Raw genomic sequence first — 23,171 nt, 5'->3', positions numbered from 1 at the left:
TGGCTGATGATACAAATATATAGAGCCACAAAGTGGCTCGGATTAAATAGCCCCGTACGGCTCGTATGGGGTATGAATGATTAGGTTCTATGAGCTATACAAAACTGTTCTACCACATCGTTTTTCGTACTTTACAAAGCGTTCCTGCTATTAAAGAGGAAAACGAAAAAGAGTTGTATCAATACATTTGGGCGTTTTGTCAGCAACAGCGTTGTACGTTGCATCGTATTAATGGAATGCCCGATCATCTGCATTTGCTGGTGGAAATTCACCCAAGTTTTGCAGTATCAGATTTTGTAAAACAGCTCAAAAATGCCAGCCATAAATGGCTCGAGCAGCACAGCGATCTTTTTCCTGATTTCTATGCGTGGTCGAAGGGCTATTGTGCTTTGACTTATAGCGAACACGAAAAAGTAAAAATTATGAATTACATCAAAAATCAGAAGGCACATCATAAACATATTGGTTTTATTGATGAAATGAAAGCCTTGATTGTGGATTTTGATGAATATTTAGAACGAGATTTGTAATCCTAGGACGAGCCGTCCTAGGCTAGATAAACCCAGTCGCTCCGCGACTGATAGATTAGAGCTACGGAGTAGCTCGGATTATTCAGCCTAGCACGGCTCGTGCTAGGCACAGATAGGAGAAACCCAATGCAACCAACCCTTTTCATCGACCGTGACGGCACGTTAATTGACGAACCAAAAACCGATTTCCAAATTGACAGCCTCGAAAAGCTGAAATTCGAGCCGAACGTGATTCCATCACTGCTCAAACTCAAAAGAAAATACCGTTTTGTAATGGTCTCAAACCAAGACGGCTTAGGCACGAGTTCGTTCCCGCAGGAAGATTTTGACAAGCCACACAATGCGATGATGGCGTTGTTCAATTCGCAAGGCATTGAATTTGATGAGGTCTTGATTTGTCCGCACAAGCCTGAAGACGGCTGCGACTGCCGCAAACCGCATACTAAACTGCTGCAAAAGTACATCGACCGCCAACTGTTTGACCCTGCCAACAGCTTTGTAATTGGCGACCGTGCCACCGATGTGCAACTGGCGGAAAACCTTGGCATCAAAGCGCTTCAATATCACCCTGAAAAGCTGAACTGGGATTTAATCACTGAAAAATTGTTGAATGAGCCCGTCACCAACATCGGCGACCGCACGCCGCGTTATGCCATCGTTGAGCGTAAAACCAAAGAAACCGACATCAAAGTACAAGTGTGGCTGGACGAAACAGGCGCGAACGAAATCAGCACAGGCGTGGGCTTTTTCGACCATATGCTCGACCAAATCGCCACCCACGGCGGTTTCCGAATGAACATCACCACCAAAGGCGACTTATGGATTGACGAACACCACACCGTTGAAGACACTGCCCTTGCCCTCGGCACTGCCCTTAAACAAGCGATTGGCGACAAACGTGGCATAGCCCGTTTCGGCTTCGTGCTGCCGATGGACGAATGCAAAGCCGAATGCACAATGGATTTATCGGGTCGCCCGTTCATCAAGTTCAAAGCCGATTTCAAACGCGACAAAGTGGGCGATTTCAGCACCGAACTGACCGAACACTTCTTCCAATCCATCGCCTTCACTCTGCTCGCCACCTTGCACATCAAAGCAAAAGGCGACAACGATCACCACAAAATCGAAAGCCTGTTCAAAGTCTTCGGCAGAACGCTCAGACAGTGCATTCGTATTGAAGGGAATGAGTTGCCGAGCAGCAAAGGTGTTTTATAATCAACGTAGGGGCGGGTTTTAACCCGCCCGAAAGTGCGGTTTGAATTTGCAAAGTTTTTGGGGATTTTAACCGCTTGTATTTATGGGGTAGCTTTAATGATATATTTACAGATTACGAAAAATTTATCGGGATTTTCTATTTGGGGAACTACAAATGATTTAATGTCTTTAAGAGAACTGATGGGAAAGCTATTAGAAGAAGGTAGCTTTTTTAAACATCAAAGATTGATTGATGAACTTTACAGTATTCCTTATGAAATAAGGAAGTCTTATGAAGGCCATAGACATATAGAAAAACACTTGGATTTTCAAGACAATGAATATTGTTTATATGGCTCAGAATGCATATTGATACTATTTATAGTTTTAGTATCTATGATGAGAAGTTCTATGTCATTTAATAATAATGATAAATATGAATTATCAATAATGTATGCATTAGAATTTCAACTTGAGAAAGAGCTGAAAAAATACTTTCCTAGAGATTGTGATGAAATAATAGAATTATTACCTGTAATAGCATCTCTAAATCAAGATATTTTATTTGAAAAATTACCGAGTAGAAATTATTTTTTCTTGACATTAAAAACAGTACAGGAAAAAGAGAAGTTTTTACTTCCTGTGTTAAAGAGTTTTCTTCCTTACTATAAAAATCCTAAATTAGATTTTTCTATAGATGAATATCCTAGGGATTTTGAATGGTAAAATCTAATTTCTTAATAGAGAGTAAACATGCAACTCACCATCATCGACACAGGCTGTGCCAACCTGTCTTCGGTCAAATTTGCTTTTGACCGCCTTGGCATTCAGGCTGAGATCTCTCGTGATCTCGGCAAAATACAATCCGCCGATAAGCTACTGCTCCCTGGTGTGGGAACGGCAATTGCAGCGATGAAAAATCTGCAGGATCGTCAGCTGATTGAAACGATCCAAAATGCTACTCAGCCAATGCTCGGTATCTGTTTGGGTATGCAGCTAATGACCGAATTTTCCCACGAGGGCGATGTAGAAACCCTGAGCCTAATGAGCGGAAAAACCGAGCTGTTGCCAAACACCGGCTTGCCGTTGCCACATATGGGCTGGAATAAGGTGCAGTATCAAGCCGACCACCCGTTATTCCACTGTATTGAGCAAGGCAACCATTTCTATTTTGTGCATAGCTATGCCGTCAGTCCGAATGCTCACACCATCGCTACTTGCGACTACGGCGTCCCGTTCTCGGCGGCGATTGCCAATAAAAATTTCTACGGCGTGCAGTTCCACCCTGAACGCTCGGGCGAAGCCGGGGCGAAGCTGTTAAGGAATTTTGTGGAGAATATCTAATTTTGCAAATTTTTGGCAGAATTTGACCGCTTGTTATACCTAGCACGAGCCGTGCTAGGCTGAATAAACCAAGCCCCTTTGGGGCTTCTAACTAGAAAGCCGCAGAGCGGCTTGGATTATATAGCCCCATACGGCTCGTATGGGGTACACAGGAAAACACTATGAAACACTCTCAAATCATCCCCGCCCTTGATCTCATCAACGGGCAAGTGGTGCGGTTGCACCAAGGCGATTATGCCAAACAGACCACCTACACCGATGACCCCATCGCCCAGTTTGCTGATTATGTGGCACAAGGGGCGAAGCAGTTGCACTTGGTGGATTTAACGGGGGCGAAAAATCCTGCCGAAAGACAGACCGCACTTATCGGCAAAATCATCGCCGCCACGAACTGCCCGATCCAAGTCGGCGGCGGTATCCGCACTGAGCAAGATGTGGCGGATTTATTGGCGGTGGGGGCAAGCCGTGTGGTGATTGGCTCTACAGCCGTCAAAGAACGAGAAACCGTCAAAAGCTGGTTTGAAAAGTACGGTGCTGAGAAATTTGTGTTGGCGTTGGATGTGAATATCGACCAAAACGGCAACAAAATCATCGCCATTAGCGGTTGGCAAGAGGCGAGCGGCGTGTCGCTTGAAGAGCTGATTGAAGACTTTCAAACCGTTGGCTTAAAACACGTTTTATGCACCGATATCTCCCGAGACGGCACACTGGCTGGCTCAAATGTGGAGCTGTACCGTGAAATCTGTTCCAAATACCCTGAAATCGAATTCCAATCCTCAGGCGGTATCGGCAATTTGGCGGATATTGCAGCACTCAAAGGCACTGGCGTGGCGGGTGTGATCGTGGGGCGTGCGTTGTTGGAAGGTAAATTTAATGTGGCGGAGGCAATCGAATGTTGGCAAAACGGATAATTCCTTGTTTGGACGTGCGTGACGGCCAGGTCGTCAAAGGCGTACAGTTCCGCAATCACGAAATCATCGGCGACATCGTGCCGCTTGCCCAGCGTTACGCCGAAGAAGGGGCGGATGAGTTGGTGTTTTACGACATCACCGCCTCATCGGACGGTCGCACGGTGGATAAAAGCTGGGTTGAGCGTGTGGCACAGGTGATTGATATTCCGTTCTGCGTGGCGGGTGGTATCAAAACCATTGCCGATGCGGAACAGATTTTCGCGTTCGGGGCGGACAAAATCTCGATCAACTCGCCCGCCCTTGCCGAGCCTGATTTGATTTCCCGCCTTGCGGATCGTTTTGGCGTGCAGGCAATTGTGGTCGGCATTGATAGCTGGTTTGAAGCCGAGACAGGCAAATATTGGGTTAATCAATACACCGGCGATGAAAAACGCACTCGTCAAACCAACTGGCAACTGCTTGATTGGGTGGCAGAGGTGCAAAAACGTGGCGCAGGCGAAATCGTACTCAATATGATGAACCAAGACGGCGTGCGTAACGGCTACGATTTGGTGCAACTCAAACAAGTGCGTGAAGTCTGCCAAGTGCCACTGATTGCCTCAGGCGGAGCGGGTGAAATGGTGCATTTCCGTGATGCCTTTATTGATGCTCAAGTTGATGGAGCGTTGGCAGCCAGCGTGTTTCATAAGCAGATTATCAATATTGGCGAGTTGAAGGCGTATTTGGCGAAGGAAGGGGTAGAAATCCGTAAATAATCGTAGGGGAGGGTTTTAACCCTCCCGATAACCCAGAAATCTACGGGCGGGTTAAAACCCGCCCCTACGCACATTTTGCAAGCGGTCAAAAAAGGAAGAAAAAATGCGAAATAAAATAGATTGGAATAAAGTTGATGGTTTGCTCCCCGTTATCGTCCAAAACGCTCAAACCTGCGAAGTGTTAATGCTTGGCTATATGAATGAAGAAGCTCTAGCCAAAACGCTTAACGAAAAACGAGTGACTTTCTACTCTCGCACAAAACAACGTTTATGGACAAAAGGCGAAACCTCGGGCAATTTCTTAAACGTGGTGGATATGAGCTTGGATTGTGACAACGATACGTTGTTAATCCTCGCCAACCCCATCGGTGAAACCTGCCACACAGGGGCGGAGAGCTGTTTTCATCAATTTGAGCAAGAACAGCCAGATTGGATCTTCTTTTCTAAATTAGAGCGAATGATCGCTGAGCGTAAAAATGCCGATCCGGAAAGTTCTTACACAGCAAAACTTTACACCAAAGGCACGCACAAAATCGCCCAAAAAGTGGGGGAAGAAGCGGTGGAAAGCGTGATTGCAGCAATGAAAAATGATCGGGAAGAGTTGGTGTCAGAAGTGGCGGATTTGGCTTACCATTTAACGGTGTTGCTACACAATGCTGAGCTTTCTTGGGCGGATGTGAATGCGAAATTAAAGGAACGGCATAAAGGTATTGGTTTACACCCTGAAGGTTCAAATAAATAAAATGCAAGCGGTCAAATTTTTGAAAGATTTTGCAAATTGCAAAAAATTATCGAATTTTGACCGCTTGTTTAGCTAGATGGCTTAATTTAAGCCTAATGAGCTTAATTTTTCCGCCTCTTCTCTAAAGCTCTCAATGGCTGCTTTGTCGAAGAAATATTGGGTACCGCAACATTCGCATTGCATATCAATCACGCCCTGTTTTTCGGCTAACATTTCATCAATTTCCTCTGCCGGCACAAGTAACAATGCCGAGCTGGAGCGTTCTCTTGAGCAGCCGCATTTGAATTCGGTTTCTTGTGGCGGATAGACCTCCACTTGTTCTTCGTGGTAGAGGCGGTAGAGTAGCTCTTCGGCTTCTAAGCCGAATAATTCTTCGTCTTTTACCGTTTCAGTCAGCGTGGCTAAATGCTCGAAATCATCACGAGAGCCTGTGCCGTCCGGCATAATTTGCAGTAGCATTCCGCCTGCCACCACTTTGCCTTCATATTCGCCGTTGCGGATAATCAGATGCGTTTTAAGCTGTTCCGAGCGTTCAAAATAATCTTCCAAACATTCACGAATAGTCGGTTTGTCGAGGGCAATCACGCCTTGGTAGCGTTCGCCATCGGTTGGGATAATCGAAATTACCAGCACGCCGTTGCCAATCATTTCTGAAAGCGTGGCATTATCGGCAACCTCTGCCTGAACTCGAGCTAAGGCTCGTAGTTGTTGCTGATCGTTTCCGTTTACTACCGCTAATTTTAACGGACCATCGCCCTGAATTTGCACGGTGATTGTACCGTTAAATTTCATTGTGGCGGTTAAAAGGCTGGTGGCAACTAGCATTTCGCCCAATAAATTTTGCACTGCTTTTGGGTAGTGGTGGGTGTTCAAGGTTTCGGTAAAGGTGTTGTTTAAACGCACCCATTCGCCACGCACTGCTCGTTCTTTGAATAAGTAGCGGTAAAGTTTGTCGTTGTCTTTGGTATAGTTCATTGTGTTTCCTAGTTTGCAAGCGGTCGGTTTTTGGTAAAATTTTGCACAAACGCTTACGTTTGAACGTCGGCTCTGCCGACGGCACGAAGTGCGAGCGTAGCGAGTAAAAAATCACCGCTTGTAAAAATTAAAAAGGTGAGCAAATTGCCCACCGTGCTTCGCTGCCTCACAATATAAGGATAATTTTCGTAATTACAAGGGTTAATTTTAACGGTTTAGCTAAATTCTTGTTCTTTGAATTTAATTAAATCTCGCCGCTCTTTTTTGTTTGGTCGGCGGTCCGGGTGAGGCATTGAAAGTGCATTGGCTTTGCGGGCAAATGCCATTGCCTCACGGTGTTTAATACTTTTTTCCGTTTCTTGGTAGAGCAATTGTGCCTCGGGTGCGCCACGGCGTTGGTCGCTTAAGGCAAGCACTTCTACCTCTTTTTCTTCATTGCCTTGGCGAAGCTTGATAATTGCCCCGATTTCGACAGCTTTGCTGACTTTCGCACGCTGCCCGTTGTAATGCACTTTTCCGCCTTCAATCATTGCTTTTGCAATAGAGCGGGTTTTGTAGAAACGAGCCGCCCAGAGCCACTTATCTAAACGGACTTCGCTGTCGTGTTTTTCACTTTTATTTTTCATTTTCTGTCCTAAAATCAAAACAATGTAAGAATAATAGAGATAAAGTCTGATTTTTCAACTAAAATAACTCAAAAAGGTGAGATAACATGACCAAGCAACTTCCTAAAATTTTAAACATTGCAACTATTGCAAAAACTCACATTTTTGAGGTGCAAGCAGTTGATTTGCGTTTTTCAAACGGAGAGGAGCGGACTTATGAGCGTTTAACGCCGCAACGCCGTTCTTCTGTGTTAGTGATACCTATCCAAAATAATGAGCTGATTTTCATTAAAGAGTATGCGGTAGGCTCTGAGCGTTATGAATTGAGTTTTCCGAAAGGAATTGTTGATTCAGGTGAAGATCCGATTGAAAGTGCGAATCGAGAATTGCAGGAAGAAATTGGTTTCGGGGCAAGAAAACTGGCATTTTTGCGTTCACTTTATAGTGGCCCAAGCCATATGTATGGCTTAATGCACGTGTTTGTGGCGGAAGATTTATACCCCTCTCAATTAGAGGGTGATGAACCGGAGCCTTTAGAAATTGTACGTTATCCACTTGATAAAATTGATGAACTATTGGCTGATGTACATTTTGCGGAAGCCAGAAATTTGTCCGCATTGTTTATGCTAAGAGATTATTTAAAATAAAAATAAGCCTTTCGGAGGCAATTATGCAAACTTTAAATCAAACATTACTTGATACTATTATCGCTCTTGCTAAGGAAGCCGGTGAGCATTTAAAACAATTTTATGCTCGTGCGGTTGAGATCAAAATTAAGGCCGATGACACACCGGTAACAGAAGCAGATTTATTTATTAGTCAATTTATTACCCTGCGTTTACAGCAGCTTACACCGAATGTGCCGGTGTTGTCGGAAGAGAGCTGTGATGTTCCCTTAACAGAACGCCGTCAATGGCAGGAATACTGGATTATTGATCCATTAGATGGCACGCAGCAATTTATTAACCGAACAGATCAGTTTTCGATTGTGATTGGTTTAGTGCAGGAAAATCAGCCTGTGTTGGGTGTTATTTATGCCCCGATTCTTGATAAGCTTTATTTCGCAATGGCAGGCGGTGGTGCATTTTTGCAAGAAAATGGCAAAATTCGACCGCTTGTAAAACCTGTCTTTAATCAGAATGAGTTGGTAGTTGCGGTAGGTAGTCAGCATCATTCGAATAAAGCAAATCAAGCATTGGTAAAAAGCGGAGTACGCTTTTTGCAATATGGTTCAAGCAGCTTAAAAGCTGGGCTGGTTGCTGAAGGCAAGGCAGATTGTTATATCCGTTTTGGTGATACGGGAGAGTGGGATACCGCCGTGGCGGAAGTGCTGCTTAAAGAAGTCGGAGGAGCTATTTTTGATTTTAATTTTTCGCCATTAACTTATAATCAGCGTGAAACATTAATTAATCCTTACTTTTTGATGGTTGCAGATAAAAAACAAGAATGGGATAAAATATTTTTATTCAAATAGGGGCTTCCCATTAGCAATTTTTATGATAATCTTGCAGCATTAAACAATATTTTAACAAATACAGGATATATAAAAGATGAATGCTGAAAATAGTTGTGTGGTCATTTTTGGAGCCTCCGGCGATTTGACTTTTCGTAAATTAATTCCCGCCCTTTATAATTTATATAAAATCGGAAGACTCGGTGAGCATTTCTCAGTATTAGGTGTTTCTCGTTCAGAATTGACAGATGAATTATTTCGCCAAAAAATGCGTGATGCTCTGGTAAAGTTTGAAAAAGCAAGCGGTCCAAAATTAGATGAATTTTGCGAGCACCTTTACTATCAAGCTGTGAATACCTCAGATGCAGTGGATTACGCTAAATTATTACCTCGCCTAGATGAATTGCACGATAAATACCAAACTTGCGGTAATACACTTTACTACCTTTCAACACCACCAAGCTTATATGGTGTGATTCCTGAATGTTTAGCAGCACATGGCTTAACCACTGAAGAATTTGGTTGGAAGCGTATTATTGTGGAGAAACCGTTCGGCTATGATATTGAAACGGCAAAAAAATTAGACGTTCAAATTCATAAATGCTTTGAAGAGCACCAAATCTACCGTATCGATCACTATTTAGGTAAAGAAACCGTTCAAAACTTACTGGTTTTACGCTTCTCTAACGGCTTATTTGAACCACTTTGGAACCGCAATTTTATTGATTATGTGGAAATTACCGGTGCAGAATCTATTGGTGTGGAAGACCGTGGTGGTTACTACGATGATTCAGGGGCAATGCGTGATATGTTCCAAAACCATTTGCTGCAAGTGTTAGCGATGGTTGCGATGGAACCTCCTGCAATTATTAATGCAAACTCAATGCGTGATGAAGTAGCGAAAGTATTACATTGCTTACATCCGTTATCGGAAGAAGATGTAAAAAACGATGTGATTTTAGGTCAATACGGCAGAGGCACGGTTGATGGCGAAGAAGTGGTTGGCTACCTAGAAGAAAAAGGCGTGCCGGCAGATTCCAATACTGAAACCTTTATGGCAGTGAAGTGTGAAATTGATAACTGGCGTTGGGCGGGTGTACCGTTCTATGTGCGAACTGGTAAACGTTTGCCGACTCGTGTGACTGAAATTGTGATCCATTTTAAAACTACACCACACCCGGTATTCAGCCAAAATGCACCGGAAAATAAATTAGTTATCCGTGTTCAGCCGGATGAAGGCATCTCCATGCGATTTGGTTTGAAAAAACCGGGTGCCGGCTTTGAGGCAAAAGAAGTTTCAATGGATTTCCGTTATTCGGATTTAAGCACAGCTTCAAGCCTTCTAACTGCTTATGAACGTTTATTATTGGATGCGTTAAAAGGTGATGCAACCTTATTTGCCCGTACTGATGCGGTGCACGCTTGTTGGAGATTTGTGCAGCCGATTTTAGATTACAAAGCGAATCGTGGCAGAGTATATGAATATGAATCCGGTACTTGGGGGCCAACAGAGGCTGATAAACTCATTGCCAGACATGGCAAAGTGTGGCGTAAACCGTCTGGAATGATGAAGAAAAAGGTTTAAATTTGTAGGAGGGGCTTGCCCCGCCGATTATCCAATCAATATCGCAATGGTGGGGCAAGCCTCACCCTACGGAATGAAAATGAATACAAAAATTTTCCCAACCGCCCAAGCTGCGGTAGAACAAATCGCACAAGAATTTGTGGAATACAGCCAACAAAACCGCCCTGTGCATATTTCATTATCGGGTGGTTCAACGCCTAAATTACTGTTTAAAACTTTAGCGCAATCTCCATTCAATACTGAAATTCAATGGCAAAACTTGCATTTCTGGTGGGGGGATGATCGTATGGTTCACCCAACCGATTCGGAAAGCAATTATGGCGAAGTACAAAAATTGTTATTCGACCACATCGAAATCCCAGCAGAAAATATCCACCGCATTCGTGGCGAGGAAAGTGTGGAACAAGAACTTGCAAGATTTTCGCAAGAATTGACCGCTTGTGTGCCAAATCTAGAATTTGATTGGATTATTTTAGGAATGGGGAATGATGGGCACACAGCTTCACTTTTCCCAAACCAAACCGATTTTGCGGATCAAAACGTCGCAGTAATTGCTAAACACCCAGAAACAGGGCAAATTCGTATTTCTAAAACTGCTTTACTAATTGAAAAAGCTAAACGCATTACTTATTTGGTAACAGGTGCGGCAAAAGCAGAGATTTTAAAAGAAATCCAAACCACACCGGCAGAAAATTTACCTTACCCGGCAGCCAAAATTCAGGCCAAAAATGGGGTAACGGAGTGGTATTTGGATAGTGATGCAGCAAAGTTTTTATAGAAAAAGAAAAGAATATGAAAACACTTGGCATTTTAGGCGGAATGAGTCCGGAAAGTACGGTTTCGTATTATGTGAATATTAACCGTGCGGTGAATCAAGCATTGGGTGGAAATTCAAGTGCGAAGATTTTAATGTCGAGTGTGAATTTTGAGGAAATCGCTCAATGCCAAAAGCAAGGTAACTGGCAAAAAGCCGGTGAGATTTTAAGCGAACAAGCTCAATTGCTCGAACAAGCGGGGGCAGACGGTATTTTGTTGGCAACCAATACCATGCATAAGGTAGCAAATCAAATAACTGAAAATACTGCTGTCCCATTTTTACATATTTTAGATTGTGTTGCTGAAAATATTAAGCAGAAGGGAATTCGCAAAGCAGCGTTACTTGGCACTTAATTTACGATGGGCGATAATTTTTACCTTGACGGCTTAATGGCACGTGGCATTACGCCGATTGTGCCTAATGAAAAGGTTCAAAAAGAGATTCATCGGATTATTTTTGATGAATTATGCTTGGGAAAAATTGAGCAAAGTTCGAAAGATTTTTACCTTAAAGCTATTGAACATTTGGCTTTATTAGGAGCAGAAGGTGTAATTTTAGGCTGTACTGAAATCGGTTTATTAATTCAGCAGAAAGATTGCCATTTGCCATTTTTTGATACAGCGGAATTACATAGCCAAATGGCGGTAGATTTTATTTTAGAGTAATAAATTTCGGCATTAATTAAAGTGCGAAATCATATTTACAAGCGAGTAAATTTAATCGCTTGCACAGAATCAAAACTAACAGGAGAAAACAATGTCAGTAAAAGGCGACATCGGCGTTATCGGTTTAGCGGTAATGGGCCAAAACTTAATTTTGAATATGAACGACAACGGCTTTAAAGTTGTAGCGTATAACCGCACGACTTCAAAGGTGGATGAGTTCTTAGAAGGTCCGGCAAAAGGTACTAATATTATCGGTGCTTATTCTCTGGAAGATTTAGCCGCTAAGTTAGAAAAACCACGCCGTGTAATGCTTATGGTACGTGCCGGTGAGGTAGTGGATCAGTTTATTGAGGCGTTAGTGCCACATTTAGAAGAAGGTGACATCATCATTGATGGCGGTAACTCAAATTATCCGGATACTAATCGTCGTGTGCAAGCTTTAGCAGAAAAAGGCATTCGCTTTATTGGCTCCGGTGTTTCTGGTGGTGAAGAAGGCGCTCGCCACGGACCATCTATTATGCCGGGTGGTGATGAATCTGCGTGGCCACATGTGAAACCGATTTTCCAAGCGATTTCAGCCAAAACCGAACAGGGCGAACCTTGCTGTGATTGGGTTGGTCGTGATGGTGCAGGTCACTTTGTAAAAATGGTGCACAATGGTATTGAGTACGGTGATATGCAGTTAATCTGTGAAGCTTATCAGTTCTTAAAAGACGGTTTAGGCTTAAGCTATGATGAGATGCATGAAATCTTCAAAGAATGGAAAAATACCGAGTTAGACAGCTATTTAGTTGATATTACCACCGATATTCTTGCCTATAAAGATGAAGATGGTGAGCCATTGGTAGAAAAAATCCTTGATACCGCAGGTCAGAAAGGAACAGGTAAATGGACGGGAATTAACGCACTTGATTTCGGTATTCCATTAACTTTGATTACAGAATCGGTATTTGCTCGTTGTGTTTCTGCTTTCAAAGATCAACGTTTGGCAGCTTCAAGATTGTTCAATAAAGAGATCGGTAAAGTTGAAGGTGATAAAAAAGAGTGGGTGGAAGCAGTTCGCCGTGCATTACTGGCTTCAAAAATTATCTCTTATGCACAAGGCTTTATGCTGATTCGTGAAGCTTCTGAACAATTCGGTTGGGATATTAACTACGGTGGCACGGCATTATTATGGCGTGAAGGTTGTATTATTCGCAGTCGTTTCTTAGGCAACATTCGTGATGCATATGAAGCGAACCCATATTTAGTGTTCTTAGGCTCTGACCCATACTTCAAAGATATCTTAGAAAACTGCTTGGCAGATTGGCGTAAAGTAGTGGTAAAATCAATTGAAATCGGTTTACCTGTGCCATGTATGGCATCTGCTATTACTTTCTTAGATGGTTATACTTCAGATCGCTTACCTGCAAACTTACTCCAAGCTCAACGTGATTACTTCGGTGCTCATACTTATGAGCGTACTGATAAACCACGCGGCGAGTTCTTCCATACTAACTGGACAGGCCGTGGCGGTAACACCGCTTCAACCACTTATGATGTTTAAATAAAATATTTAAAGCCACTTAATTTCAAATTAAGTGGCTTTTATTTATTCGAAGTAAAGCGGTCAGATTTTTACTCGCTACGCTCGCACTTCGTGCCGTCGGCAGAGCCGACGTTCAAACGCAAGCGTTTGTGCAAAATTTTACAAAATTCCGACCGCTTGTATTCAATTAGAGTGCTTCAATTTCTTGATATTGCACCTGCAATTTCTCTAAACCACTGAGATACTCTTGCATTTTCTCCCGTTCTTTGGCAATCACTTGCTCTGGGGCTTTGGCAACAAAGGCTTCGTTGGAGAGTTTGCCTTCTATACGAGCGACCTCACCTTTAAGTTTATCCATCTCTTTGCTTAAACGAGATAACTCAGCTTCTTTATTGATAAAGCCTGCCATTGGGATCAAGATCTCGCCGTTTGCTACCAATTTCGCCACCGATAGCGGTGCGTTCTCGCCATTTTCCAGCACTTTCACGCTATCGAGTTTCGCCATCGATTTGAGCAATACTTCGTTGGCATTGAGAATAGCCACTTCATCCGCCGAGAAGTTGCGTGCGATCAGGTCTAAACCTTTGCTTGGGGCGATATTGCTTTCCGCACGGATATTACGCACTGCCACAATCACTTCTTTAATGAAGTTGATTTGGTTTTCGGCCGCCTCATCAATTGCAAGCGGGTCAAATTGCGGGAATTTTTGCAACATAATCGTATCCGCTTCAATGCCGACAAAGCCTTTCACTTTCTGCCAGATCTCTTCGGTGATGAACGGCATCACTGGGTGGATTAAACGCAGTAATTTTTCCAACACATTCACCAACGTGCGGCTTGCACCACGGCGTTGTGCGTCTGTGCCTTTGAAGAAGATCGGTTTGGTCAGCTCCAAGTACCAGTCGCAGAATTGATCCCAAGTGAACTCGTAGATTGCATTTGCCACTAAGTCGAAACGGTATTGGGAGAGTGCAGTACGGAAAGTTTCCACCGTGCGGTTGAATTGGCTCTCAATCCAACGGTCTGCAAGGCTAAATTCCACCTCGCCTTCACTTAAATCCAGTTTGTCATTAGTCAGCACATAACGGCTTGCATTCCACAATTTGTTGCAGAAGTTGCGGTAGCCTTCGAGGCGTTTCATATCCCAGTTGATGTCTCGGCCGTTGCTCGCAAGGGCTGTTAAAGTGAAACGCAGTGCGTCCGTGCCGTGTGCCACAATGCCTTCGCTAAACTCTTTGCGAGTCGCTTTGGCGATTTTCTCGGCAAGTTGCGGTTGCATCATATTGCCGGTGCGTTTTTCAAGTAGATCGTCAAGGGAAATACCGTCAATCATATCAATCGGGTCAAGCACGTTGCCTTTTGATTTCGACATTTTTTGCCCTTGTTCGTCACGGATCAAACCAGTCACATACACGGTTTTGAACGGCACTTGCGGCTTGCCGTTTTCATCTTTGATGAAGTGCATCGTGAACATAATCATACGAGCAACCCAGAAGAAGATGATGTCAAAGCCAGTGATTAACACATCAGTCGGGTGGAACATTTTCAGTTCTTTGGTTTGCTCCGGCCAGCCAAGTGTTGAGAATGTCCATAAGCCTGATGAGAACCATGTATCTAATACGTCCTCATCTTGTTTTAACGCTAAATCCGCAGGCAAGTTGTGTTTCGCACGTACTTCGGCTTCATCACGAGCCACATAGACATTGCCTTGCTCGTCATACCACGCCGGAATACGGTGTCCCCACCACAGTTGGCGAGAGATACACCAGTCTTGAATATCACGCATCCAAGAGAAGTAGAGGTTCTCGTACTGTTTCGGCACGAATTGAATTTCGCCGTCTTCCACTGCTTTGGTCGCCACTTCCGCCAAAGGTTTAACAGAAACGTACCATTGGTCGGTCAGCATCGGCTCAATTGGCACGCCCCCACGGTCGCCATACGGCACTTTTAAGTCGTGAGGTTTGATTTGGTCTAATAAACCAAGGGCTTCAAAGTCAGCAACGATTTTCTTACGAGCCGCAAAACGTTCCAAGCCTTGATAATCAAGCGGTATGTTTGCGGCATAATTTTGCAAAGGTTTGCCGTCTGTGCCGATAATTTCCGCTTCCGCACGAATATCCGCATTCAGCGTCATTACATTCACCATCGGCAAGCCGTGGCGTTTGCCCACTTCGTAGTCGTTGAAGTCATGTGCAGGGGTAATTTTTACTACACCTGTACCAAATTCACGATCGACATACTCATCGGCGATAATCGGGATTTCACGGTTGGCAAGCGGTAGAACAACAGTTTTACCAATCAGCGATTGGTAACGCTCATCTTCGGGGTGAACGGCAACGGCGGTATCACCCAGCATCGTTTCCGGGCGGGTAGTCGCGACCACCAAATAATCCAAGCCGTCGGCGGTTTTCGCCCCGTTCGCAAGCGGATAGCGGAAATGCCACAGCGATCCTTTGCTCTCTTTGTTTTCCACTTCAAGGTCAGAAATGGCAGTGTGCAGTTTCGGATCCCAGTTTACCAAGCGTTTGCCACGGTAAATCAAGCCTTCTTCGTGCAAGCGAACAAACACTTCTTTCACCGCATTAGATAAGCCTTCGTCCATCGTGAAACGCTCACGATCCCAGTCAATCGAGTTACCCAAACGACGCATTTGCTGGCTGATTGTACCGCCCGAATAGGCTTTCCAATCCCAAATTTTGTTGATAAAGGCTTCACGGCCGTAATCGTGGCGGGTTTTGCCTTCTTCGGCAGCGATTTTACGCTCTACCACCATTTGGGTTGCGATCCCTGCGTGGTCAGTCCCCGCCTGCCAAAGAGTGTTGTTCCCCTCCATACGGTTAAAGCGGATCAGCATGTCCATCAAGGTCTGCTGGAAAGCGTGCCCCATATGTAAGCTGCCCGTCACATTCGGCGGCGGAATAGCGATACAGTAACTTGGTGTATTAACATCTTCGCTCGGTTTGAAATAGCCTTGCGATTCCCAGTGTTGGTAGAGAGCTTGCTCTACGGCGGAAGGGTTGAAACGGTCTTCCATTTTGAAGTTTTGGGTCATTGTTTATTCTCTTTTTGTAGGGTGGTTTCAGTCCACCATATTTACTTAAAATTAAAATGGTGGGTTAAATTCCACCTTATGAAACTAGTTTATTAATTTAATAAGCTCAATTATTTTTTGTTCAATTTTCTGATTTTCTTCTTGACAGGGATCTACATATTCTTCTTTTCCATCTAGGGGTTCTATCCAATGAATACCACAAATTTTCTTTTGGCTTTCTAATTTATTAATTTGATCTTCAATAAGATCATTTTTTGTTTTCGGTCTACTTTTGATTACTTGGGTAGATTTCTTTATTTGATTGTAGCTATTCTCTAAGATTTTATATTCTTTATTTATAGTTTGGTTCTGATTAGTTAATTCTTTTAATAAACTATTACTTTTTTCTAATTCTGATTGAATATTTTCAAGTTTATTTTTGAGTAGTTTATTATCATCTTTTAAAATAGAATTTTCTCTCTTAATTTCTTCATGCTCTTGTTTCAATTCGGTGTATTCATCTTTAAATGGTTTAAGGTATTCAATATTCTTATTTAAGGCTTCATTATGCTCTGAATTGACATATTGCATAAGACTAAACATTCCTATTGCGACTAAAAGGCAACTATTAAAGACCCAAACAATTGGCCGTTTCTTAATGTGTTCGTCAAAACTCATATTTTTCCCCTAATAGCGTTTGCCTCTGACGCAGTATTTTATTTTTTAGTACTCGTCAGAGTCAGGCTCTATCATTTTTCTTTTACAAGCGGTATATATTGAGTAATTTTTTACAAAATTTTCCCTAAATTCAACCGCTTGTAACCCCACACGAGCCGTGTGGGGTTAAGCATAGTTGAGCCACGCTGTGGCTCTTTATTCTTTTCTAACTTCTAGCTCCGGAGGAGCTGGGATTATCAAGCCTAGCACGGCTAGAGCTAGGCAGAGTACACCATATCCAAATGCGGTATCCCATCTTCCAAATACACGCCTGATACCGCCTTGAACCCAAAACTCTCATAAAACCTTTGTAGGTAGCTTTGAGCTTGGGCATGAATGGGTTGAGTAGGGAAATGCTCACCGCAATAATCCATCGCTTTTTGCACCAACTCCCTTGCCAAGCCAGAACCACGAGCCTCTTTCGCCACCAACACTCTACCGAGATGTACGCCATCATCGCTTGGAATTAGGCGGCAGTAAGCGGTCAGATTGTTTGCATTTTTTGCAAAGAAATGCACCGCTTGTAGGTCTTTGGCATCTACTTCTTGGTACGGACAGTTTTGTTCTACTACGAACACTGCTGTGCGTAGTTTGTAGATTTCAAATAGCTCTTGGGTGGAAAGTTGCTCAAAGGTTTTAGTTTGCCAATTTATTATGTTTAGCATTGTACAGTTTCCAACTGCCAACCCATTTGGCGGTACTGTTTATAACGCTCACGGGCAATCGCTTTTTCGGCTTCATCGCTCGGCACAAAATCGATCACTTGGTTGAAACTGGCGACAAAATCGGGGATTTGGTGTTGTAGTGAAATCAATAGATCCCGATGTTGTGCATTGCGTTTGCCTTTCCACGAAATTTCAACCGGTGTGGAGTAGGTAGTAATTTCACCTGATAAATTATGCGGTACAAAGGAGTCCGGTTCTCTTGTCCAGAGTGCCTCATCAATATTCATCGCTTGTTGTTCGGTTTCACAGGCAATTAGCACACGTTTGCCGGATCTCCAAGCTTGAGCGGCTAACTCGCAGGCTTGAATTTCAGCGGCAGATATCTCGGCTGAATCAGCCTGGCTTAATAGATAAAATTGCACCTGTTTCACAGCATATTCCCAAACAATCTCTTGATATATTTAAACAGTAGATTTTAGCTGAAAATCAGTAAAATATGAAATCTAAGCGGCATTTTTTGCAAAAAATATGTGAAAAATTACCGCTTGTAGCTGTTTTCAGTTGGCGGGTGGTTGAACTAATTAAATTTTGCTTGTTCTAATATTAGGAATGCACTATTTCCCGTAGTGGAAATTGTGTAGAATAAAACCCCTGTACTATTATGAGGAACTTACTATGGGCTTATTTGATTTCGTAGGCGACATTGGTCGTAAATTATTTAATAAAGAGGAAGATGCGTCAAAAGCAGTTACTGAACATTTAGCGGAAGATAATCCGGGTGTGGAAAATGTGAATGTGACTGTTGAAAACGGTGTGGCAAAAATTTCAGGTATTGCTTCAACAGCAGCGGCTGTTGAAAAAGCAGTCTTGATGGCAGGTAATGTGGCTGGTATTACTAAAGTGGATATTGAAGCATTAGAACTTGAAAGAAGCCAACAGTTAGCGGGTGACGATGAGTTTTATGTTATCCAAAAAGGCGATACTTTATGGGAGATCGCAGCTAAGGCATACGGTAACGGTGCAAAATATAAAGCGATTGTGGAAGCAAACAAAGAAGTAATTAAAGACGAAAATAAAATCTTCCCGGGTCAAAAAATCCGTATTCCAAAAGGTTTATAATTAATCCTTTTCTAAAAGCCAGGCTTATTGAAAGCCTGGCTTTTTTAGTTTCTATGAGCAATAAAAAATTTAGAGCCTATACAGGCTCTTTATCAATTACGGTAATATTTATATGTAGGCAAACTTATGATGGGCGCGTTTATGCTTTTTGGGCGAGTGCTTTTTATGTTTATTCCATTTGGATTTTGATTTATGTGATTTTTTATCACCTTTATTTCTATAGTCTTTGCTATCTTTTCGTTTATGGTCATTCCATTGGCTACCAATTACACCGCCTAATGCTGCTCCAGATACAGTTGAAACCATATCATTTCCTATGGCTGCCGCTGCTCCACCAATTACAGCTCCAACTACAGTATCCTTTTGTTGTCGGTTTAACGCAGTAGCTTGAGTAGAAATTGATGTAGCAAATAATGCAACTATAAAGCTTTTTACTAGAATTGTTTTCATTGTATTTCCTTTACTCATAGATTCTTGATTTCTTGAATCATCGTACATTTGAGACAAAATAGTAATTAAAGTGAGTTCGAATTGATATAAAAGTCCTGCATAGCAGGACTTTTGCATTTGGTAAAAAATTATTTATTTTCTACCGCTTGTTTTACTTCTTCAACTTTGGCTTCCGTAGCTGCTTTGACTTCATTTGCTTTTTCCGTTATAGCTTCTTTTGCTTCGGCTGCTTTTTCTGCTACTTCATTTTTAATTTCAGTTGCTTTTTCAGCGGTAGTTTGAGCTGCTTCAGAAGTAGCTGTTTTAACTTCTTCTAATTTTGTTGCTGCAGCAGCTTTAATTTCACTGGCTTTTTCCACAACGTCATTTTTAATTTCAGCTGCTTTGTCTGTTGTTGCTTGATCGCAGGCTGCAAGGGTGATCGTTGTTCCCAACATTAATAATGCTAAAATTGATTTTTTCATTCCGAGTTCCTTAAATAATCAAATAATTACACTTAATAAGTGCAATTTATTAGTCAAAATTTCCTAGAAATAGTTCATCGGTTTAATAAAAAATGCCTATTGTTTAATCAACAATAGGCATTATAAGCTAGGGGCTTCTACTATACTTAAGTATTAGTAGATCGAGGTGCAGACTCTACTTGGCTCACTGCACTGCTATAGCCTCCAAAGCCTTTTCCGTAGAAGTAATATTTTGAATTTTGCCATTGAGTAATAGCAAAGCTTTCTGGGCTTTCTGCCGGAGCAGCCGCAACCGTCATGGTTGATTGAGTATGTTTAACACGAGAGAATGTGCCAAGTTTTCCATCGAAAGTATAACTACTTTCGTAATTAGAACGTGGTGTTTCGATCGTTTGGTTTTCCGCAACTATTGCCGGTGCAGCAGTCGCTTTTGATTGGAATTTACCTACGCGTTCATTCTTCTCTTTGACTAAATCACGTTCAGAATGTTGAGAAACAACACTGCCAAATGGAGCAATATGTTCTTTCACATCTGATTTTTGGATTTCAGGTGCTGGTTGTGCAACTTCTTCCGTTTTTGTTTTTGCTTGTCCCAACTTTTCCTTCACTAAGTCGCGTTCGGTTGCTTGTGCAACAAAACCGCCTAATGGAGCAACAGAAGTAGATGGTTTAGCTGAGATTTTATGCTCTGGCTGTTCTATTTCTGTAGTGACTCTATTTTCTTGCTGCTCAAGCATTTCATCAACAGATAGGAATTGTACTTTCTCTTCCACTTTTGCTGATGTCGCCAGTGCTACCCAAACTTTACCGCTAGCAAGTTCTGGAGATGCAACTGCTGAGGTTAATGGCATTGGTGAAGGTGTAGCACGTTGATTTTCACGACGACGCTGATTGCCTACGCGCAGATGACGAGGTAAACGGCGTTGGCGGTTATTTTCACGTGTTTCCGTGTTATTTTCCGCTACCGGTTCAGCCACAAGCGGTTGAATTTGTGAAATATTTTGCACATTTTCAACTTCAGCTGCTTTTACAGTAGTTTCGGCAGTATTCACATTTTCTGTTACAGCAACGTCTGAGGTTTCTACACGAACTTTTTTGCGTAAATCACGTCGTTGACGACGTTCAGTTTGATTTTCGCGAGAGTGAGTTCGTGTTTCTTGTTCAGTAACCCCGGCTACTTCTTCAATCACCGCTCGGCGTTGTTTTTTCTCAGGGCGGCTTGCTTTTTCTTCTTGCTGTGCCACTTGAGCTTGTTGCTGTTTACGTTCTTGATTTTCTGCTTTTGTATTACGGCTAGAACGTTCACGGCGTTGGCGACGATCGCGTTGGTTCCGTGATTTCGGTTTTGGTTTTTCTTCTACTTTTTCTTCAGTTGCAAACCAACCTTTAATTGCAGCAACGAGACGGCTAAATAGTGATGGTTTAGCCGGTTTGGCTGGCATTGGTGACGGCTGAAGGTTTAGTTCAGAGCTTTGTAATACAGATTCGACCGTAATAACAGGTTCATTACGAGTGACTAATACATCATCATTACTGTGGTTGTGATAATGAGGATGATCGTCTTCTTCTCGCGCCTCATAATGCTTAGTTAAATCATAGCTTAAGGTTGGTGTTACTTCATTTTCACGCAAGCGATAAACGCTAAAATGTGGCGTTTCCATACTTTCAGCCGGTACAACCACAATTTGTACATCGTGACGTTTCTCAATGCTGGAGATGGCTTTACGTTTTTCATTTAATAAGTAGCTTGCAATTTGCACCGGCACAATGGTGTGAACCTGAGCGGTGTTTTCTTTAATAGCTTCTTCTTCCAATAGACGCAAGATTGATAAGGCGATAGATTCGTTATCACGTACTTTACCTGTGCCTTGGCAGCGAGGGCAGATGTGCGATGAAGCTTCACTGAGTGATGGACTTAAACGCTGGCGGCTCATTTCTAATAAACCGAAACGAGAAATGCGAGCAAATTGGATTCTTGCACGGTCCTGGCGTGTTGCTTCACGGATGCGGTTTTCTACTTCACGTTGGTGACGAACCGGGGTCATATCAATAAAGTCGATTACGATTAGGCCACCTAAGTCGCGTAAACGTAATTGACGGGCGATTTCATCTGCTGCTTCTAAGTTGGTATTTAATGCCGTTTCTTCAATATCGCAGCCACGGGTTGAGCGTGATGAGTTGATGTCGATTGAGGTTAATGCCTCAGTTACATCGATAACGATTGAACCGCCTGACGGTAAACGTACTTCACGTTGGAATGCTGATTCAATTTGTGATTCAATTTGGTAGTGGCTGAATAGCGGTACTTCACCTTCGTATAAACGTACACGGTTGATGAAATCAGGGCGAACCAAACGAATATGGTTTTTCGCTTTCTCAAACACTTTTTTGTTGTCAATTAAGATTTCACCAATATCACGGCGTAGGTAATCGCGGATTGCTCGCACAATCACATCGCTTTCTTGATGAATTAAGAACGGTGCAGGACGAGATTCTGCCGCTTTTTTGATCGCTTCCCAGTGATGTAATAAGACTTTTAAGTCCCACTGCAACTCTTCAGGCGATTTACCGACACCAGCGGTACGTACTATTAAGCCTACATCTTCAGGCACTTCCAAGCAGTCTAGAGCCTCTTTTAACTCTAAACGCTCATCGCCTTCAATTCGGCGGGAAATGCCACCGGCACGAGGGTTGTTTGGCATTAATACTAAATAGCTGCCGGCAAGAGAGATAAAGGTGGTTAAGGCTGCTCCTTTGTTACCTCGCTCTTCTTTGCTGACTTGAACAATGACTTCCTGACCTTCTTGGATAATATCTTTGATATTTGGGCGACCGTTAAACACATAGTCTGACGGGAAGTATTCGCGGGAAATTTCTTTTAATGGTAGGAAGCCGTGGCGTTCTGCACCGTAATCTACGAATGCTGCCTCAAGGCTGGGTTCAACGCGGGTAATTTTACCTTTGTAGATGTTTGATTTTTTTTGTTCGTGACCCGGGCTTTCAATATCCAAGTCAAATAAGCGTTGCCCATCAACAAGAGCAACACGCAACTCTTCTTTTTGAGTTGCATTGATTAACATTCTTTTCATTGTGTTTTCTCATTATTTTGTTTCGTTTTGTTCTACATGGTCATTCCGACCCATTTTTTCAGGAATTATTTTGTGTCTATCTCACGACTGTCTAGATTCCTGATGAAGTGTTGATAGTTGTCTTACGTTCATTTCTTCTTGTCTCAAAGAAACTGCAAAATCAATCACTTAGGGCTTGTTTATTCCTTTTACAAGCGGTTGTTTTTACCCAATTTTTTGCAATTGTTCTGTTGCTTTTTGAAGGCAAAAATAACGAGGTATTATCGCATTTTAACGCTCGAAAAGGCAAGGTAATTATTGGTCGGTTGAGAAGTAATTTCATTGGAGTCAAAAATAGCTTTATGCACTTTGTTTGTAGTGAAAATCATAGGAGAACTCCATAGCTGCTACAGTAATTAAGTTCTGGATTTTAAGAGAATTTTTTGCTGAATTTAAAGCTTGTTAAAATCAGATGCTGATTATTGGTGGAGAAAGGTAAGTACATATAACGCAGCTTTTGGCCGCGTTATACAAGAGTTAGGGGATAACTAAC

Annotated in this window: 21 protein-coding genes and 2 pseudogenes; 14 read left to right on the top strand and 9 right to left on the bottom strand. The window is 42.6% G+C overall.

Annotation, left to right across the window (positions count from 1 at the left end; genetic code table 11):
- Positions 1-89 precede the first annotated feature (89 nt).
- The 7 genes and pseudogenes from tnpA to hisIE form a co-directional block, all read left to right on the top strand.
- The gene (gene tnpA / locus A4G16_RS07495; RefSeq protein WP_165889361.1) at positions 90-530 is read left to right on the top strand and encodes an IS200/IS605 family transposase; all 441 of its coding nucleotides are present in this window, start codon (positions 90-92) and stop codon (positions 528-530) included.
- A 126-nt stretch (positions 531-656) separates the two neighbouring features.
- A complete protein-coding gene (hisB, locus tag A4G16_RS07490) occupies positions 657-1,745 on the top strand; it encodes a bifunctional histidinol-phosphatase/imidazoleglycerol-phosphate dehydratase HisB (RefSeq protein WP_165889360.1) in 1,089 nt (362 codons plus the stop codon).
- A 57-nt stretch (positions 1,746-1,802) separates the two neighbouring features.
- On the top strand, positions 1,803-2,450 hold the full coding sequence (locus tag A4G16_RS07485) for a DUF6904 family protein (RefSeq protein WP_165889359.1): 648 nt from the start codon (positions 1,803-1,805) through the stop codon (positions 2,448-2,450).
- A gap of 27 nt (positions 2,451-2,477) precedes the next feature.
- Positions 2,478-3,068: an imidazole glycerol phosphate synthase subunit HisH gene (gene hisH / locus A4G16_RS07480; RefSeq protein WP_165889358.1), complete on the top strand. Its 591-nt coding sequence runs from the start codon at positions 2,478-2,480 to the stop codon at positions 3,066-3,068.
- A gap of 161 nt (positions 3,069-3,229) precedes the next feature.
- The gene (gene hisA, locus A4G16_RS07475; protein ID WP_165889357.1) at positions 3,230-3,979 is read left to right on the top strand and encodes a 1-(5-phosphoribosyl)-5-[(5-phosphoribosylamino)methylideneamino]imidazole-4-carboxamide isomerase; all 750 of its coding nucleotides are present in this window, start codon (positions 3,230-3,232) and stop codon (positions 3,977-3,979) included.
- Positions 3,961-4,734: an imidazole glycerol phosphate synthase subunit HisF gene (hisF, locus tag A4G16_RS07470; RefSeq protein ID WP_165889356.1), complete on the top strand. Its 774-nt coding sequence runs from the start codon at positions 3,961-3,963 to the stop codon at positions 4,732-4,734. Before hisA ends, hisF begins: the two co-directional genes overlap by 19 nt.
- Before the next feature lie 94 nt (positions 4,735-4,828).
- Positions 4,829-5,476 (top strand): annotated as a pseudogene (gene hisIE / locus A4G16_RS07465) (bifunctional phosphoribosyl-AMP cyclohydrolase/phosphoribosyl-ATP diphosphatase HisIE); the annotation flags it as partial.
- Positions 5,477-5,557: 81 nt separating this feature from the next.
- On the opposite strand, the gene hslO reads toward hisIE, so the two are convergent.
- Together hslO and hslR are read right to left on the bottom strand one after the other, a co-directional pair.
- Positions 5,558-6,451 carry an Hsp33 family molecular chaperone HslO gene (gene hslO / locus A4G16_RS07460; RefSeq protein WP_165889354.1) on the bottom strand — a complete coding sequence of 298 codons (894 nt, stop codon included), beginning with the start codon at positions 6,449-6,451 and terminating at the stop codon, positions 5,558-5,560.
- Between the two features lie 215 nt (positions 6,452-6,666).
- Positions 6,667-7,077 (bottom strand): ribosome-associated heat shock protein Hsp15, encoded by a 411-nt coding sequence (gene hslR / locus A4G16_RS07455; protein WP_165889353.1) that lies wholly within the window; start codon positions 7,075-7,077, stop codon positions 6,667-6,669.
- A gap of 86 nt (positions 7,078-7,163) precedes the next feature.
- Here hslR and nudE point away from each other — a divergent pair, with 86 nt between their 5' ends.
- The 6 genes and pseudogenes from nudE (at position 7,164) to gnd (ending at position 13,122) form a co-directional block, all read left to right on the top strand.
- Complete coding sequence (gene nudE / locus A4G16_RS07450; protein ID WP_165889352.1) at positions 7,164-7,703, top strand: ADP compounds hydrolase NudE; 540 nt, start codon at positions 7,164-7,166, stop codon at positions 7,701-7,703.
- Between the two features lie 23 nt (positions 7,704-7,726).
- The gene (cysQ, locus tag A4G16_RS07445) at positions 7,727-8,530 is read left to right on the top strand and encodes a 3'(2'),5'-bisphosphate nucleotidase CysQ (RefSeq protein WP_165889351.1); all 804 of its coding nucleotides are present in this window, start codon (positions 7,727-7,729) and stop codon (positions 8,528-8,530) included.
- 76 nt (positions 8,531-8,606) lie between these two features.
- Complete coding sequence (zwf, locus tag A4G16_RS07440; RefSeq protein WP_165889350.1) at positions 8,607-10,094, top strand: glucose-6-phosphate dehydrogenase; 1,488 nt, start codon at positions 8,607-8,609, stop codon at positions 10,092-10,094.
- Between the two features lie 79 nt (positions 10,095-10,173).
- A complete protein-coding gene (gene pgl, locus A4G16_RS07435; RefSeq protein WP_165889349.1) occupies positions 10,174-10,872 on the top strand; it encodes a 6-phosphogluconolactonase in 699 nt (232 codons plus the stop codon).
- A 14-nt stretch (positions 10,873-10,886) separates the two neighbouring features.
- A pseudogene (locus A4G16_RS07430) lies at positions 10,887-11,576 on the top strand (aspartate/glutamate racemase family protein).
- Positions 11,577-11,667: 91 nt separating this feature from the next.
- On the top strand, positions 11,668-13,122 hold the full coding sequence (gene gnd, locus A4G16_RS07425) for a decarboxylating NADP(+)-dependent phosphogluconate dehydrogenase (protein ID WP_165889348.1): 1,455 nt from the start codon (positions 11,668-11,670) through the stop codon (positions 13,120-13,122).
- A 169-nt stretch (positions 13,123-13,291) separates the two neighbouring features.
- On the opposite strand, the gene A4G16_RS07420 is transcribed toward gnd, so the two are convergent.
- From A4G16_RS07420 to A4G16_RS07405, 4 genes are all read right to left on the bottom strand, one after another.
- Complete coding sequence (locus A4G16_RS07420; protein WP_165889347.1) at positions 13,292-16,156, bottom strand: valine--tRNA ligase; 2,865 nt, start codon at positions 16,154-16,156, stop codon at positions 13,292-13,294.
- A gap of 84 nt (positions 16,157-16,240) precedes the next feature.
- Positions 16,241-16,813 carry a hypothetical protein gene (locus A4G16_RS07415; protein WP_165889346.1) on the bottom strand — a complete coding sequence of 191 codons (573 nt, stop codon included), beginning with the start codon at positions 16,811-16,813 and terminating at the stop codon, positions 16,241-16,243.
- A 257-nt stretch (positions 16,814-17,070) separates the two neighbouring features.
- On the bottom strand, positions 17,071-17,517 hold the full coding sequence (locus tag A4G16_RS07410; RefSeq protein WP_165889345.1) for a GNAT family N-acetyltransferase: 447 nt from the start codon (positions 17,515-17,517) through the stop codon (positions 17,071-17,073).
- Positions 17,511-17,948, bottom strand: a complete 438-nt coding sequence (locus tag A4G16_RS07405) for a DNA polymerase III subunit chi (protein WP_165889344.1) — start codon at positions 17,946-17,948, stop codon at positions 17,511-17,513. The genes A4G16_RS07410 and A4G16_RS07405 overlap by 7 nt, the downstream gene beginning before the upstream one ends.
- A 244-nt stretch (positions 17,949-18,192) precedes the next feature.
- Between A4G16_RS07405 and lysM the strand changes: the two genes are divergently transcribed.
- A complete protein-coding gene (gene lysM, locus A4G16_RS07400) occupies positions 18,193-18,636 on the top strand; it encodes a peptidoglycan-binding protein LysM (RefSeq protein WP_042801548.1) in 444 nt (147 codons plus the stop codon).
- A 108-nt stretch (positions 18,637-18,744) separates the two neighbouring features.
- On the opposite strand, the gene A4G16_RS07395 is transcribed toward lysM, so the two are convergent.
- The 3 genes from A4G16_RS07395 to rne all read right to left on the bottom strand — a co-directional run bounded on the left by A4G16_RS07395 (position 18,745) and on the right by rne (position 22,639).
- The gene (locus tag A4G16_RS07395; protein WP_165889343.1) at positions 18,745-19,086 is read right to left on the bottom strand and encodes a hypothetical protein; all 342 of its coding nucleotides are present in this window, start codon (positions 19,084-19,086) and stop codon (positions 18,745-18,747) included.
- 128 nt (positions 19,087-19,214) lie between these two features.
- Positions 19,215-19,550 (bottom strand): hypothetical protein, encoded by a 336-nt coding sequence (locus tag A4G16_RS07390; protein WP_165889342.1) that lies wholly within the window; start codon positions 19,548-19,550, stop codon positions 19,215-19,217.
- 146 nt (positions 19,551-19,696) lie between these two features.
- Positions 19,697-22,639, bottom strand: a complete 2,943-nt coding sequence (gene rne, locus A4G16_RS07385; protein ID WP_207951335.1) for a ribonuclease E — start codon at positions 22,637-22,639, stop codon at positions 19,697-19,699.
- Positions 22,640-23,171 lie beyond the last annotated feature (532 nt).

The sequence above is a fragment of the Mannheimia granulomatis genome, from assembly GCF_011455695.1.
GTDB classification, from domain to species: domain Bacteria; phylum Pseudomonadota; class Gammaproteobacteria; order Enterobacterales; family Pasteurellaceae; genus Mannheimia; species Mannheimia granulomatis_A.
This window is presented reverse-complemented; position numbering and strand designations above follow the sequence as displayed.